Source organism: Variovorax sp. dw_308 (genome assembly GCF_019207085.1).
Lineage (GTDB): Bacteria > Pseudomonadota > Gammaproteobacteria > Burkholderiales > Burkholderiaceae_C > Variovorax.
Map to the genome: position 1 here is coordinate 18,822 of NZ_JAATOM010000028.1, position 15,534 is coordinate 34,355.

Here is a 15,534-nt window from a genome sequence, read left to right on the forward strand (position 1 = left end):
TGCTTACCGCCTGAACGTCATGGTGCCGAGATGTCCTCGATCTCGAAGCGCCCTTCTTCCAGGTCGATCCGGCTTCGCATCAGGAACTCCAGCGGCACGGGCTGCGCCCAGAGCATGCCCCTGATCTTGAGGCCGATGCGGTTGTGGGATTCAAGGACCGAGCCTTCCATGACGAGTTCCACTTCGAGTGTGCGGGGCAGGATGCGCGGCTCGAATTGCAGGATCGCGTTCTTCAAAGCCTGTTCCATGCTGACACGCTGCACAGAGGACGTGAACTGGCCGGACAGCATAGGCAATCCGTAATTCAGCACCGAGCGTGCCGCGTTGGGATAGCGCTTGTCGTCGTATGCGAGGCCGAGCGCAGTGGCATTGAACAGCCACGACAGGTCGCGCAGCACCGCTTGGCGCAATGCCTGCCGCGTGAGGGTGCGCTTGTCGTCGCTCTCGCGCTTCTCGGTGGGTGCGTCGTCGATGAGGCGGTCGAGCAGCGAGGGCTGCAGGCGCTCCTGCGCGATCTGCTGCTCAGTCGCCATCGCCGGCCCCCGGGCCTTGCGCGGCTTCGGTGCCGGATGCGATCGTCGCAGACGCCTCGCCGAAGACGATCTCGCGCACGTCCATCAACGCATGGTCACCCGCATCGCTGCTCAGCATGCGCTGCCCGAGCCCGGCCCACACCTCGGGCTGCAGTTCGCTCCACTCGGTCTTGCGCGCGAGCAGCAGTTCGCCATCGGTGCTTTTCTCGGTGCCCTGGTAGCGCGTGGGAATCAGCGCGAGCGATTCGCCGCCGTTCTCGAACAGCAGGTTGGCCGGCAGCCAGACGCAATCGCGCAGGTCCACCGGCTCCTCGATACGCACCGCGGCGAGCCGCGCGAAGGGCACCCAGTAGTACTTGCCGTTCACGAAGGCTTCGAGCACCGGGCCGATGCGCATGTCCGCATCGGCCAGCCATTCGAAGGGCGCGCCGTCGATGGTTCCGCCGACCGCGGGCGCGGCATCGAAGGCCCGCTCGCGCAACTGTCCGGCGAGTTCCATCTCGCCGGCGCCTCGCCGCAACAGCGACTCGATCAGCAGCGCCAGCCACTCGTCCGGCTGGCCGAACACCATCGGCGTCTTCGTGCCGGCAAAGACGTTGGCGCGCAGGCCTTCGCATCGGATGGCGTCGCCATAGACCTGCTTCATCGGTATTGCAAGGGCGTCGAGTTCGGCGGCCACGGTGAGCTGGTTCAACGCACGCTCCCACTTGCCGAGCACGCACAGCAACTGGGCCATGAACACACGCAGCTTGCTGTCGGCCGGCTTGGCCTTGATCTCGTCGGTGAGGGCCTTGAGCGCACCGGCCGGGTCGTTGGCCAGGAGGAGTTCCGCGGAGCGAGTCATGTCTTTCCTTTCGATGGAATTCAGGAGTTGGTGAGCACGCAGGTGCGGACTGCGCCGCGCAGGCCGGTCTTGGTCTGCGATGCGGAGCGGATCTCCAGCTTGCGGTAGTTGAAGTAGATGATTTCTCTGGGCAGCCGGGGGCTGCCGCCGGTGACGAAGGCCTGGGTGTCGATGCGCGCCTCGCTGAGCACGAACTCCAGCATCGGCTGCAGTTCCACCGAGCCGTCGCCGCTGGCCTTGAACACCGAGATGGTCGCGGTGATGTCGGTGGCCTGGTTCTTCAGCAGGCTGGCGATGGAGGCCGTGGCCGCATCGCAGTCGCGCGCCACGATGAACATGCTGGCGCGCACCTGGCCCTTGCTCGAACCCGGCGGCGTGACGACGTGGGCATACGAGTAATAGCCGCCGATGGGCAGTCGATTCTTGCCGTCCTCGAACTTGCGCAGGCCGTCGCCCTCGATCACGGCGCCCTTGCTTTCGAGCAGCATGTGGTAGTCGATGGTGGTGTCGCCGGCCATGGTGTCGAGCAGCCGCAGCGCCTCGTCGGGGTCGAGTTTTCCGTCCATGTTGAAGCTCATCGGGTTCTCCTCGTGTCGTGTGTCGTGTTACCTGGACGCCGGGGCTTCGCCTGGCCATCGAACCATCGCGGCATACACCTGCCGCTCCTTGAGTGATTGCGGCAGGCCGCGCACGCGCACTTCGGGCAGCGCGGCTTCTGCCTGCTGGCCGCGCAGGCCGAACATGCGCGGCGCGCTCCATGGCGCGGCGGGGCTGGCCAGCACCAGCAGGCGCGCGCCGCCGTCGAGCGGCGGCAGGTCGAAGCGCTTGGCGGCCGGGGCCTGCGGGGTGCCGCGTTCGAAGCGGTTGGTCTCGCTGCTTTCCTCGGGGAAGACGGCTTGCGTGGCGCCGCGACCATCGAGCGCCACGATCACCAGGTCGAGCGACTGGCCGCTGGTGTTGCGCACGGCCAGCGACGCGCGCTCGGCGCCGGCCGGGGGCGGCAGCCTGGCCTCGGCCTCGCGTGCAGGGGCGCTGCGTACGAGGCGTTCGCCATCGCGGATCTCGACCAGCGCATCGAAGCCATCGAGTTGTCCGTCGCCGGCCAGCGCGTTCAGTTGCAGCAGCCACTTGAGCTGCGCCAGGCCTTGCAGGCGTTGCCGCAGCGCAGCCGCATCGGGCAGCGTGGCATCGGGCATGGTGGCGGTCGTGGCGAGCGCGGGCGACAGCAACTCCAGGCGATGGCCTCCTGCGCCGAGGTCGGTCCAGCGCACGTCGGCATCGCCATCGCGCACGGTGCGCAACGCGGTCGGCCATTGCAGGCTCATGCCGGCCGGTAGGGGCTTGTCGGCACGCACGCGCAAGGCGACGGACTCGGGCGCGTCCACCGGCGTGACGGCCCAGAAGGTTGCGCCGGCCAATCCGGCCAGCACGGGCGGCACGTCGAGGCGGGCACTGCCCAAGGCGATCTCCGAGAGTTCCGATGGCGCGACGCGCACGGTGCCGTCCGCCAGCGTGGCCAGCACGCGCACCGGCTGGCGGGGGTCAAGGCCGTCGAGGCGGCCGACCGCCAGCGTCAGCTTGTCGCCCACGCGCTGCGCGTTCCACACCGGCCGCGTCGACAAGGGCTGCAGGCTGTTGGCGAACAGGGGCAGGTCGAGGTTGCCCTCGGCCACGGGGGACGGCAGTTCGCGCTCCGGAAAGCGCGCCTCCAGTTCCTCGATGACGGGCGGATAAAGGGCCAGCACGCCGTTGTAGAGCTCGCGCCAGGTCGCGGGCTTGCGCTGCAAGGCCTCCGCCACGGCCCAGGTCAGCAGGCCCTGCGGACGACCATTGCGGTCCTTGCGCGGCAGCCGGAGTTCCGGCGTGACCTGGTGGCTTTCCGAGGCGAAGAACGCGACGTAGCGGGCGCGGGCGACGTGGTTCACGGGCGGAGCGCCGGACGGGGCTGCAGCACTTGCCGCATCGCCACGGACCAGCCGGTCGACCTGGATGCCACGGAAGCGCACCTGGTCGTCGGCCGGTTGCGCTGCGTCCGGCACCGTCTTCGCGCTGCGCGTGAGCGAGGCCGCCGAGCAGGTGTCGAACACCGACCACACGAACACGTTGCGCGCGAGGAAGGCGCCGATCCAGGCGTCGAACTCCACGTCCCGCACGCCCCCGGGCAAGGCCCTGTCGACGCCGACCTGGCCCCGTACGTCGCGTGCAAGGAAGTTCTCGGCCAGGCCGTCGGGCTCCTGGTAGGCCTTGGTCGCATCGCGCAGGCGCGTGCCGTGGCCGGAGAAGTAGAGCAGCACGAAATCGCCGCTCCTGGAGCGCTCCAGCAGGCGGCCCAGCGCCTCATGGATGCGCTGCGCATCGGGCAGGCCCGCGCCGTCGACGCCATCGGCCAGCACCGTGATGTCTGGCGCGGCGAAGCCTTGCTTCAGCAGCACCTCGCGCATCAGCGTCACGTCATTGCGCGGCGCCTGCAGCCACAAGGCCTGCGGCTGGTTGACCAGTTCCGACACGCCCACCAGCAAGGCTCGTTGCGCACTCCACGCCGGCATGGCCGCCGCGACCAGCAGCGCGCTCAGGAACCAGCGTGACAGGCGCGACGTCATCAGCGCACCTCCTGCCCTTCGGCCACGCGCACGGACTGCACCAGCGGAGAGCCCTGCAAGGCGGCGAGTGCGCCGAGCGGGTCTGCCGCATGCAACTGCCATGCGCCCGTCACGTCCGGCCCGCCCACCGCCTCGACCGCGGCGGCGCGCATCGCCCGCCCGGCCTCGTCCAGCGTGACGCCGGCCTTCCACAGCACGACCAGGTTGGCCGCGGCAGGCGCCGTCGCCACCGAGCGGAAGCGCACCTCCTCGTCTGCCACCGGCGGGTTGAACAGGCCCATGTTCTGCACCACGAAGGCCAGCGCGAGCAAGGCAAAGGCCGGGCGCACCCAGCGGTCGGCGCCGAACCACTGGCGCAGCCGCGCGCCCCATCCGGTGCCGTCGGCCTGCGGCGTCGAGGGCGGCGCCGGTCGGGCGGGCGTAGCCAGGGCCTGCGCCGGGTTGTCCTGCCCGGTCGCGCCCAGCTTCCCGGCCGCATCGCGGTAAAGCGCCTGGTAGTCGGCGCGCGGATCGTCGTCGCCGAGCGGCGTGCCCGAGAGCACAGAGAACACGCCTGCCACGGTGCGCAAGGCGATGCGGCCGGGCGCGGCGTCGATGGCCGGCGCCTGCTGTGTGGCCCATTCGTCATGCACTGCGCGGATCGCGGCCAGCCGCGTGGCCGACAACTCGCCTTGCACGCGGGCGCAGAGTTGCGGCGCCGAAGTGAGCATGACCGGGTTCCAGGCCTGCACCATGCCGAACAGCGGCTCGAAGGGCTCGTCCCCGGGCTCCAGCAACACGTCGAAGGCAGACGCCCAGTCGGCCTCGCCGGCCGCCATCCAGCCCTGCCAGCGATCGCCGCCGACGCACTTGTCGAGCAGCACGCCGAGCAGCCGCCCTTCGTGCACGATGCTGAGCAGGCGTCCCGGCGCCCAGCGCGCCGGGAAGGCGCGTTGGGCCACGGCTTCGCGACGGCGCGCCAGTTCGGTGAGGGGCAGCAGCAGGTCTTCGGCGAGACGTGGCGGCGGCGCGGGTGGCGTGGCCGCCTTGGCACCGTTCGGCGGCGCGATGGCCTGCGCATCGGCGGTGCCGGCGTGCGGCAGCTCGCGCTCGAAGGCGCCGCGAATGAGGCTGAGCGGGGGCCAGAGTTCGGTGTGCGTCACGGGGAGGTGTCCTGAATTGGGTATGTCTTCAGGCATAAGACGCTTCAGCACCGAGGATTTCGAAGACCTTGAGGATCACGCCCATGTTGTCCGGCTCGATGGCGATGCCCAGGGTCTGCGTGAGCCACTGGCCCAGCGTGGTCTTCGCATAGTCGGCCGGCAGCGCCTCGCGCTTGTGCACCAGCCCCAGCCGCCCCGCGCGGTAGTGGTAGGAGGCGATCGAATGGCGCGACGCCACGCCAGACAGTGGGTTCTCGCGGCCGAAGCCCTCGCACAGCAGGATGCGCTCCGGCGCCGGCAGCGAAGCGATGAAGGCGCGCGCCGCCGCCTGCACGGCCGGGCCACTCAGCCCGTGCTCGGCGAGCACGTCGAAGCCGCTCGCATCGCTGCTGCTGCTGCCGAGCTGGTCTTCGAGCTGTGCCTCCGACACCTGGTCGCCGATCGACAGCCTGCGCCGGAAGCTGCTCGCGCGCGTGCAGTCGATGAGGTAGCGGCGGAAGTAGGCGCACAGCGCGAACGCGCTCGACGGGGCGCTGTGGTTGTCATCGCCGCTGCGGCCACTGCGGCCGCTCTCGCCGGTCTCCTCGGCCTCGTCCGGGTCGGCATCGAGCCGCAGCACCTTCACGTAGATGAACTGCGCCACCAGTTCCTGCCGACCTTCGCCGAGCACATGCAGCTCCGGCGGATTGCAGCCCGCCAGCGCCCCGCCGACGATGCCGTACATGCATGCCATCTCCTGCGGCCCGAGCGCATGCCGGCGACGCCACAGGCGCACCAGTTCGACGCTTTGCTCGGAGGAGAGGGTTTCCTGCATGAGGAGGCGGTCAACGACACGTGACTTCAGTCATCGACGCACTGGCCTTCGACGGGAACCAGGCATTGCGGCAGGTCCGCACCGGCAGCACCGCCGCGCGTGCGGATCGTCGAACTCGAAGCTGCCGCCACGGCCTGGCCGCGCGGCAGCAGGATCCAGAGCTGGCCGCGCTCCTTCATGCGGCGCGCGTTCGTTGCGGCCTGCGTGCCGTTGCCGAAGAAATAGTCGGCCCGTACCGCGCCGCGGATCGCGCCGCCGGTGTCCTGCGCGATCGTCAGCCGCTGCATCGGCTCGCCGGTGCCGGGCGTGCGCGTCGACACGAACACCGGGTAGCCCAGCGGCGTGCTGCGCGGATCGACCGCGATGGACCGGCCGGCTTGCAAGGGCACGCCGAAGGCCCCCACCGGGCCGCTCGCGCCGCCGGCCGATTCCTTGAAGAACACGTAGCTCGGGTCCTTGATGCCGGAGCCGATGACCGGCCCCGACGCAGTGCGCCCCGGCACGATGACCGCGCCGCTCTGCTCCGGCCGCGCCAGCGTGAAGCCGCGCACGCGGATGCCGGCGGTGTTGTCGCCGACGTCGTCATCGTCGTTGTCGAGTTCCAGCTCGACCGCGCCGCCGCGCGTGCGCACCTTGCTCGCGGGCTGGCCGTTCTTGTTCTGCGCCAGCGTGGGGCGGAAGGGCTGGCCGTTCTGCTCCGCATAGGCCACGCGGACGATCTCGCCGTTGGGCAGGCGGATGCGGCCGGAGCCCTGGATCTGCATCTCGTACAAGGCGGTGGCGCTGCTGACGAAGGCCAGCACCTTGGCGTTGGGCGCGCCGCGCGTCTCGATCTCCTCGCGCGTGAAGTACGGCAGCAGGGCCCTACCCTGCGCGCGCAGGCGCACCTTGCGGTCGAGCGTGTCGCGGGTGATCGTCGACAGGTCGAGCGAATAGAGGCCCGGCGAGCCAAGGTCGCGCGTGTTGAATGCGCCCGTCTGGATCGTCACGTCGCGGCCCTGCACCCGCGCCGCGACGGTGGCGTTGCCGGGCGGCAGCTTGCGCGCATCGAGGAACAGCATGTCCTCCGGCGTGCCGTACACCGGGTAGATGTTGGGCGGCGAATAGTTGCGGCTGCCGGTGATCTCGGGCTCGAAGTAGCCGGTCACCACGCCGTCAGGGCGGCGGTCGTCGTCGCGGATCTGGTAGACGGTGAACTCGCGCTCGTAGAAACCGCGGATGGCCGCACTGTTCTTCGGGTCGATGGAGCGGGTGCGATCGCAGATGTCCTTCCACTGCGCGCCGCGACCGGTCAGAACCTTGCAGCTGCCCAGGAAGGCCGGCCAGCCCTCGGAGAAATCGTCGCGGCCCCAGCCCGGCAGCGCGTCGTAGCCGACCGCGGTGTAGGTGGCGAGCTGGGTGGAGAAGGTGCGCGCCTGCCCAGCCACGCTCGCGCCCGAGGCGGCGCCGGAAATGGTCGGCCGCGTGCCCGCGTCGGTCGCACCGGCGGTGGTCGGTGCAGGACCGATGTTGAAGGTGCTGCCTGTGGCCGGCGTGGTGCTGGCCGGTGCGGCGGGCGCGGGGGCAGTCGATGCCGCGCCGGTGCCGGTCGCTGGCGGCGGGGAGGCGCAACCCGCGAGCCAGGTCACAGCGAAGGCAACGGCGCCGAAGGCCATGCGGCGCAGGACGATGGGCCGGGTCGGCGGTGACAGGTTTTTCATTGGAACCTCCTTGCTGCAGATGGAGCGGCGGCCCGGGCTTCGGTGCTGCGCGGGCCGACGCTCTGCAGACGATTACTTCTCGGTGATTTGGAAAAGCCCGACGCCATAGACGTCGTTGCAGGTGGTGTTCGGCGGCGGACAGATCGGATGGCCGAGCAAGGGTGGCGGTCCATTGCCGCGCGCCGCTTCCAGCGCGGCGAGCACCGTCAGCGGGAACTTGGGAAAAACACCGTCGTTCTGGATGCCGGTGCCGCTGAAGTCGCGCTCGTGCTGGCTCACCAGCACCGCGAAATGATCGATGCCGGCCGGCCCGCCCGCATCCATGGGCCACGACGCACGCGGCAGCGTGATGGGACTGCCGGCCGAGACCTTGTTGTACTTGTCGAGCAGGTTCGGGAACAGCTGGTACATGCCGCCGTCGGTCGACAGCAGGAAGACGTAGGCGTAGCCGTCGCGCCTGCTGCGCACGTCGAAGGACAGCTTGTCCTTGCCGATGAGGACATCGGCCTTCTTCGGCGTGGCCGTCACCTCGAAGCCGGGCGCGGCACCGCCGGCCAGCGATTGCAGGGACTCCAGCGGCGTGGTCGGTGGAGGTGGCGGGGGCGGTGGTGGCGGTGGGGGCGGCGGGGGTTCCGGCGTCACGGTCGCAGTGCCGCCCGGCGGGGGTGCGGCGGCGATCTTGCCGGCCTCGCCGGCGTTGTCGCCCGCACCTTGCTGCGACCACCACCAACCGCCCGCGCCGAGCGCCGCCAACCCGATCACCGATGCGGCGGCGATCGCCTTGCCCCTGCCGCTCGAAGGCGCGGCCGTTGCAGACGCGGGCATCGGCGCGGGCGTGGTGCCCAGCGGCACCGGCCGGCTCACGGGCGCCGGCGGCGTCGACGGCGCCCCCGACTGCCAGCCCGCCGACGGCATGACCGTCTGCGCGCCGTCCAGTCCCAGCATCGCGCGCAACTCGGCCATCGACTGCGGCCGGTGTTCCGGCCGAACGGCCAGTCCGGCGTCGATGCTCGACAGCAACTGCACGCTGTAGCGCTGGCGCAGCGTCTCGTTGTTGACCAGCGGCACATAGCTGTCGGACAGCAGTCGAGCCACTGAGGGCGGCGGCGCGCGGCCGGTCACCGCGACGTGCATCACGCCGGCCAGCGCGTACACGTCGGTCCATGCGCCCTGCGTCATGTCGGGCACCTCGGCGTACTGCTCGATCGGTGCATAGCCGGGCTTCAGGATCACGGTGATGGCATGCGTCATGTCGGAGATGACGCGGCGCGCGGCGCCGAAGTCCAGCACCACCGGCTGGCCCGTGCCTTCGAGCAGCATGATGTTGTCGGGCGCGATGTCGCGGTGGAAGCAGTGGGCGTTGTGCATCACGGCCAGCGCCTGCGTCACGCCGTCGAGGATGCGCAGCAGCCAGGCCTCGTCCACGCCACCCGGCGTGTCGCGCAGCGCCTGTCGCAGCGTGTCGCCGCGATAGAGCGGCATCACCATGTAGGCGGTGCCGCGGTCGCGCAGGTAGTCGATGACCTTGAGCAGCGACGGATGGTCGAACTTGGCCAGCAGCCGGGCTTCTTCCAGGAACTTGCTCATGCCTTCGTCGAAGGTCTCGCGCTGCCGCTCCGACTGCGGCGCGACGCTGCCGTCGAGCTGTCGCGTGGACAGTTGCATCGGCAGGTATTCCTTGATCGCAGCCACGCGTTCGAGCTTGTGGTCCCACACCTCGTAGACCGCGCCGAAGCCGCCCTGGCCGATGAGGCGCTTGATCTCGAAGTCGGCGATGCGCGCGCCGGCCGGGAGCACGCCGGCGTCTTGCGCAGCGGGTGGGGCGTGTGCGCGATCGACAGGAGGAACGGTGGTCACGTTCTTGTCGATCGGCGGCGCCACGGCGGGCGGCACGACGACGGTCACATCCTGCGGGGTGCTGGTGCTCAACTGCGGGCCGGTCACGACCTGCGTGCGGTCGTCCGCATCGTCGTTGGGGCGCAGCGTCTCGTCGCTCATGGCGCTTGTTCCGTTGCGCAGCGCGCTACGCGTGTGACATGCGGCGCGGAACGGGGTGCATGCAGTGCGGACTCGGGTGCATGTGGGGGCGCGGGCCGAGGCCACCGGGTATCTCCCTCCGCGAATGTCCCCCGGCCTGCGGCCTCCTCCTTTATTTCACTGCGGGAGACACCCGATGCCCTCGGCCCAGGACACGCCACTTCGTGCCGGCCGAACAACCAAGGCGCGCCTGGATCACGTCGATGGTGTGCTCTGCGCAGCGAAATAAAGGAGGAGCCGGCAGCCGCAGGCTGACGGCGGGGGACATTCGCGGAGCAGAGTACGCCGTCGGCGTGATCTCGCCGCAGGCCAAGAAAGCAGATGCACCGGCTCATGTCAGGCTGCCTCCGCTTCAAACCCGAACAGCGCATCGAAGCGCTCCCCCACCGGCAACTCGGCCACGACCATCGGAAGCACCTCATGCGCATCCGGGTCGCTGCACCAGCTCGACTGCCCCGAGCGCGGCACGCGCACCGGTTGCATCGATTCCGACACGGGGGCTTCGGCGGCGAACAGGCGCGTCAGCGCGGCATCGAAGCCGGCCGCATCGAGGTCCTTTTCAAGACCCTCGAGCGCAGCCTGCGCCGCCAGGGTCCACCACTTGCGCATGCGCGCGCTGGCCTCGTCCTCGGAGAGGCCGGCCAGGGCGTCGAGTTCCGCCGCGATCGTGAAGGGGAAGTACCGGCCGACGCTGTCCACGGACGGCATCAGCACCCCTATCCACGCGCGCTCGCTGGCGATGTCCTGGCCCAGCAGGAAGAACCACAGCGGCCCTTCGAGATAGCGCTCGACCCAATCGTCCTCATGCCGTTCGCGCAGCTTCATCAGGCCTTGCTGCAGCCAGTCGTCCCAGCGCGCGCGAAAGGCATCGGGCCAGCGCCGATGCGCGAAGTCGCCGATGCCCGGCAGCTTGCCGAACCAGCCGGGCACGGCGACATCGGCAACGTCGGTCACAGGCCCTCCGGGCATTGGAACTCGCGCAGCTCCTTCAGGCGGATCGGATGCTGCACGCTGTTGGTTGTCACCTCGAAGCGCGCGGTGCGCGCGCCGATCTGGAAGGTGATGAAGAATTTCTCCGGCGCATCGCCCGCCGAGAGCTGGCCGTCATCGAGCGCGCGGAACAGCGCCCACGGTCCGTCGACCGCCATGCCGGAGGGGCCGCTTGCCGAAGGCGGGCTGACCTCGATGCGCACCGTGTTGCTGCCCTTCGGCCCCGGCCACTGGATCGCCATCGGCACCACCGGGCCATGCGCGTACTTGACCAGCTGGCCGTCCACGTCGAGCGTGAACTGCGTGATGCTGGCGTCCATTTCGACCGGCTTGAAGTCCAGCCGCATCGACGGTCCCTTGCCGCCGGCGCGGAAGAAGATGTCGCGGATGCGCGCCGCCCGCTCGAACTGCGCCAGCGACGCCGCGCTCACCGCCGGACGCTCGGCCACCGGCTTGTAGCGCCAGGGCTTGGTGCTGGTGTCGACGATGGCCAGGAGCCGCTTCTGGAAGAAGTCGTCCATCAGCCCGCCGGGCCCGAAGAAGGTGCCGAAGTCATCGGGCAGAACGTCGCGCTTGCTGGCCTGCACGAAGGGGTAGCGCCCCGCGATGGCGCGCACGCAGAAGTCGGTGACAGGCTTGAGGTCCTGCGCGAGGTTGCCGATCTCGGCGGCGCGCGCCTGCACCGCGCCCGACTGGCTCAGGTTCTCGACCATCGATCGCACCGGCTCCGGCAGGCGCGCGGCCGGCGCCTTGATGGCAGCCACGGCATCGCCGGGCGGCGGCGCGGTGCGGTTCTTGACCGCCGCGTCCACGCTGGTGAGGTAGGTGTAGACGTCGCCGAACATCTTCACCGCGTCGTCGATGGGCGCCGGGCCGCCGGGGGTCGCCGGCAGCACGAACTTGCGCAGCGTGTCGAAGTGGTCATCGACGATGCTCTCGATGCGCTTGCCCGGCGCCACCTGCTGCTGCTTGGGATCGCCGCCGAACAGGTCTTCCAGGCCCTTGCGCGTGTTGCGCACGGTCTCGGTGGCCTTGCTCACCACGTCCTTGCCGGCGTCGGGCGGGATCAGCGTGGTTTCCTTCACCACCGCGCCCAGGAACAGCGCCAGCGGCGAGGGCTTGTTCGACAGGATGCGCGCCGTCTCGATGTTCTTGTCGAGACCGCTGCCGCGCACCACGCGCACGTCGGCCAGCAGCGCGTCCCACACCTTGTTGTATTCCTCCAGGTAGAGGCGGCGCACGCGGTCGGTCAGGGCGCCGAGCCCGGCCACGTCGCGCGCCAGGTCCGCGCTGCTGCGGTCCAGGCCCAGCACCCAGGGGTCTTCCTTCGCGAGCAGCGCGGTCTGTACCGTCACCTCCTGCTGGAAGCGCTTGTGATAGCCGTCGTAGGTGAACATGCCCGGCACGCCTTCGGTCAGCGGCTTGCCGCTGATGCGCTCCAGCACCAGTGGACCCGAGGGGCCGGCGGCGTTGGCCGGGCTGAAATCCGGGATGTCCTTGCTGATGCGCTGGCGCTTGAGCCGGCTGAACACGCGCTGCTCCAGCGGATAGCTCGCGAGCAGGGCGCGTACGTTGCGCACCAGGTTGTCGTCCATCTTCAGCGGCGAGCGCGGCGGGCCTTGCGCGATGAGCACGTCGAGCTGGTCCTCCAGGAGCTTGCGCTGGTCCTCGGGCACGCCGCGGTCGATGTTGCGGCTCCAGTCGAGCGTGATCCAGGCCTTGAGCGCATCGGGATCGAAGCGATCGGCCTGGTGCAGCATCAGGTAGGTCTTGAGCGCCTCGTAGGTGTATTCGAGGTTGTCCTTCTGCGCGGTGCGAAGCTGGTCCTCGATGCGCTTGGCCAGTTGCGGCAGGAACACCTCGTTGAGCGCGCGCTGGTGCGCCAGCATGGCCGCCGCATCGAGCTTGTCGCCCTGGTAGAGGCCCAGGCCCATCGACAGCGGCGCATTGCCATTGCCGTTGTCCGGCGTCTCCCAGATGTTGCGCAGGCCCTGCAGTACGGGCGCCACCTCGATCAGGTTCTGCACGCGCGAGGGCACGGCGGCCAGCGTCTTCTTCGCAGGGTCGATGCGCGCGTCGACCGACTTCAGGTACTCCAGGTTGCGCCAGCTGCTGTAGCCCCATGCCGCCAGCAGCGCCAGCGTGACCAGCGTCATGGCCGACACGGCCGCCAGCCGGACCGTGTTGCGGCGGCGCTCCAGCTTCACGTCGGCGCCGGCCAGGCGCTGCTCGGGGAACACGACCTGCTTCAGCAGCGCGGTGAGGAAGTAGCTGCGGCCGCTGCTCTTCTGCGGCGGCAGCATCGCGCGCTCGATCCCGAAGCTGCGGGCCAGGCTGCCCATCACGCGGTCGATCGGGCTGCCCTCCTGCGTGCCGCTGGTGAAGTACACGCCACGCACCCAGGGCGGCTGCGCAAAGCGCGAGCCGGTGAAGACCTGGTCCAGCAAATCCTGCAGCAGCGGGCCGACCGATGCGAACTGCGCCGGGAAGCCGAAGATCGCGGCGCGCTTGGTGCCGTCGGTCTCCTGCTGCATGCGGTCGATGAGGCCGTTGTTGACGCGGTCGTGCAGCAGGCCGAACTCGCGCTGGAAATACGCGCCGACGCCGTGCTCGGCCAACTGCGCCCCTTCGTCCGGCGGCAGCGTGAAACCGAACACCTGCGCGCGCTGCTCCTTGCCCAGGTCGGCGAAATATTCGGTGAAGCCGTACAGCAGGTCGCTCTTGGTCACCAGCACATACACCGGCAGCCGCGTGGTGAGCTTGCCGTCGAGCTCCAGCAGGCGCGCACGGATCGATGCAGCCAGCGTGCTGCGGGCCTCGGTGTCCTGGCTCAGCAGGTCCTGCACGCTCACCGTGAGGAACACGCCGTTCAGCGGCCGGCGCGGACGCACCTTCTTCAGCAGGCCGAGGAAGCCTTCCCAGGCGCTCTTGTCCTCGGTCTGGTGGCTGTCCTGCGTGGTGTAGCGCCCGGCCGTGTCGATGAGCACGGCCTCATCGGTGAACCACCAGTCGCAATTGCGCGTGCCGCCCACGCCCTTGATCGCGCCCGGCCCGAACTTGTCGGCCAGCGGAAACGACAGCCCCGAGTTGACCAGCGCCGTCGTCTTGCCCGCGCCCGGCGCGCCGATGAACACGTACCAGGGCAGGTCGTAGAGATAGCTGCCGCCCGAGAGCGAGAGCCAGTCGCGCAGGCCCGGCTTCCTGCCCGCCGCATGCAGGCGCATCTGCTTGAGCGTGGCCACCGCATCGCTGAAGCGGGTGTCGAGGATCTTCTGCTCGGCGCTGCCGGGCGCGGCCGTGGCGGCGACGGGCGCCTGCATCAGGCCTTCGGTGAGCACCTTGCTCGCACTGCGCGCGCGCCAGCGCCGCAGCAGCGCGCGCAGCAGCACGATGAACACGACGACGCCGATGGTCACCCAGCGCCACAGCTCGCTCTCCAGCGGCGCCAGCGCACCGATGCGCACCAGCGGACCCACCCACCAGATCAGCACCCCGACGATGACCAGCGCCAGGACCGTGAGCAGCAAAGGATGAAAGATCCAGCCGAAGATCTTCTTCATGGCTTCACCTCCGCCTTCACCGCACTCGGGTTGGGGGTGAGCAGCACGATCTCCACGCGCCGGTTGCGGGCGCGATTGGCGGGCGAGTCATTGGGTGCGACGGGTTCCGCATCGGCCTTGCCGTCGGAGCGCATGCGGGCCGGATCGACCTGCGCCTCCAGTGCGGCCTTGACCGCATCGGCACGCGCGGCCGACAGGTGCCAGTTGCTCGGAAAGCGCAGCGAGCGGATCGGCTGGTTGTCGGAGTGGCCGGTGATGAGCACGTCGCCCTTGACCTCCGCCAGCGCATCGCCGATGCGCTTCAGCACCGGCAGCGACTGCGGCATCGGATCGGCGCTGCCGGAGCCGAAGAAGGAATCGCCGCGCAGGCGCACGGTGCTGCGGTCGGCCTCGTCGGTCACGGTGACCAGCCCCTGCTTGACCTCCGGCTCCAGGAACTTCGCCAGCCGCGGCGCCTTCGCCATGATGGCCGGCGGCGCGATCTGCACGTTGGGCACGCGCAGCGAGGACACGGCCGCATAGGTGCTGTCCGAGCGGTTGTTCAGCGAGATGCGCAGGCCGAACCACACCAGCGCCAGCAGCAGCGCGAACGCCGCCCCGAACACCCACAGCGGCAATGCATGGCGCAGCTTGGTCGTGCCCGCGCCCTGCCCGCGCCAGTGCGGCGACAGGTCCGCTTCCAGCGGCGGCCGGTCTTTCCGGATGAGTTCCGCGAGGCGCTGCCGCACCGTGTCGAGTTGCGCACGCCCGTTCTCGATGACGCGGTAGCGGCCCTCGAAGCCGAGGCCCAGCGTGCAGTAGATGAGTTCCAGCAACTGGCGATGCTTGGGCACGTCCTGTGCGAGCTTGGCCAGCAGCTGGAACACCTTCTCGCCGCCGACCGCCTCGTTGTGGAACTGGATCAGCAGGCCCTGCTTGTTCCACCCGGCCTGCGCGCCCCACGGCGTGTTGGCCACGGCTTCGTCGAGCGACGTGCACAGGACGTAGCGCGCGGCCAGCACCGCTTCGTTGGACACGCCCGCGCGCCGCGCCGTCGCGTCGAACTGGTTGACCGCCTCGGCCGTCGAGGCCCGCAGCGCCGGCACGTTGGGCGCATGCACCAGCGTGCGCAGCCGCGCCATCAGCGCCAGCAGCTTGCCGGCCGCGGAGACCAGCGGATTGAGCAGCGCGAGTTCGCCGATGTCGACCGCCGGCGCATCCCCGCCCCCGCCGCCCGGCGGTGGTGGCGGCGACTGCCCCGGCATGCGCGGCTTCGGCTTGATGACCGTGCGCTCGGACTCAAACGCGGCAAACGGATCCGGGGTGCTCATGGAA

At 69.8% G+C, this 15,534-nt stretch carries 11 protein-coding genes; all 11 read right to left on the reverse strand.

Going from position 1 to position 15,534, the window contains the following annotated elements:
* Positions 1–17: 17 nt before the first annotated feature.
* The gene (gene tssE, locus HCU76_RS31675) at positions 18–533 is read right to left on the reverse strand and encodes a type VI secretion system baseplate subunit TssE (RefSeq protein WP_218511486.1); all 516 of its coding nucleotides are present in this window, start codon (positions 531–533) and stop codon (positions 18–20) included.
* The gene (locus HCU76_RS31680; RefSeq protein ID WP_218511487.1) at positions 523–1,377 is read right to left on the reverse strand and encodes a type VI secretion system accessory protein TagJ; all 855 of its coding nucleotides are present in this window, start codon (positions 1,375–1,377) and stop codon (positions 523–525) included. Before HCU76_RS31680 ends, tssE begins: the two co-directional genes overlap by 11 nt.
* 20 nt (positions 1,378–1,397) lie before the next feature.
* Complete coding sequence (locus HCU76_RS31685; RefSeq protein ID WP_213958124.1) at positions 1,398–1,955, reverse strand: type VI secretion system tube protein Hcp; 558 nt, start codon at positions 1,953–1,955, stop codon at positions 1,398–1,400.
* Positions 1,956–1,982: 27 nt separating this feature from the next.
* Complete coding sequence (locus tag HCU76_RS31690; RefSeq protein ID WP_218511488.1) at positions 1,983–3,977, reverse strand: caspase family protein; 1,995 nt, start codon at positions 3,975–3,977, stop codon at positions 1,983–1,985.
* Entirely contained in the window at positions 3,977–5,119 is a 1,143-nt protein-coding gene (locus tag HCU76_RS31695; protein ID WP_371319938.1) for a hypothetical protein, read from the reverse strand. The genes HCU76_RS31690 and HCU76_RS31695 overlap by 1 nt, the downstream gene beginning before the upstream one ends.
* 28 nt (positions 5,120–5,147) lie before the next feature.
* Complete coding sequence (locus HCU76_RS31700) at positions 5,148–5,933, reverse strand: hypothetical protein (protein WP_218511490.1); 786 nt, start codon at positions 5,931–5,933, stop codon at positions 5,148–5,150.
* A 26-nt stretch (positions 5,934–5,959) separates the two neighbouring features.
* Positions 5,960–7,633, reverse strand: coding sequence for a murein transglycosylase A (locus HCU76_RS31705; RefSeq protein WP_256354623.1), 1,674 nt, complete (start codon positions 7,631–7,633; stop codon positions 5,960–5,962).
* Between the two features lie 72 nt (positions 7,634–7,705).
* A complete protein-coding gene (locus tag HCU76_RS31710) occupies positions 7,706–9,631 on the reverse strand; it encodes a serine/threonine-protein kinase (RefSeq protein WP_218511491.1) in 1,926 nt (641 codons plus the stop codon).
* A gap of 375 nt (positions 9,632–10,006) precedes the next feature.
* Entirely contained in the window at positions 10,007–10,624 is a 618-nt protein-coding gene (gene tagF, locus HCU76_RS31715; protein WP_371319939.1) for a type VI secretion system-associated protein TagF, read from the reverse strand.
* Positions 10,621–14,220, reverse strand: coding sequence for a type VI secretion system membrane subunit TssM (tssM, locus tag HCU76_RS31720; RefSeq protein WP_218511493.1), 3,600 nt, complete (start codon positions 14,218–14,220; stop codon positions 10,621–10,623). The genes tagF and tssM overlap by 4 nt, the downstream gene beginning before the upstream one ends.
* Positions 14,217–15,530 (reverse strand): DotU family type VI secretion system protein, encoded by a 1,314-nt coding sequence (locus HCU76_RS31725; protein WP_218511494.1) that lies wholly within the window; start codon positions 15,528–15,530, stop codon positions 14,217–14,219. Before HCU76_RS31725 ends, tssM begins: the two co-directional genes overlap by 4 nt.
* Positions 15,531–15,534 lie beyond the last annotated feature (4 nt).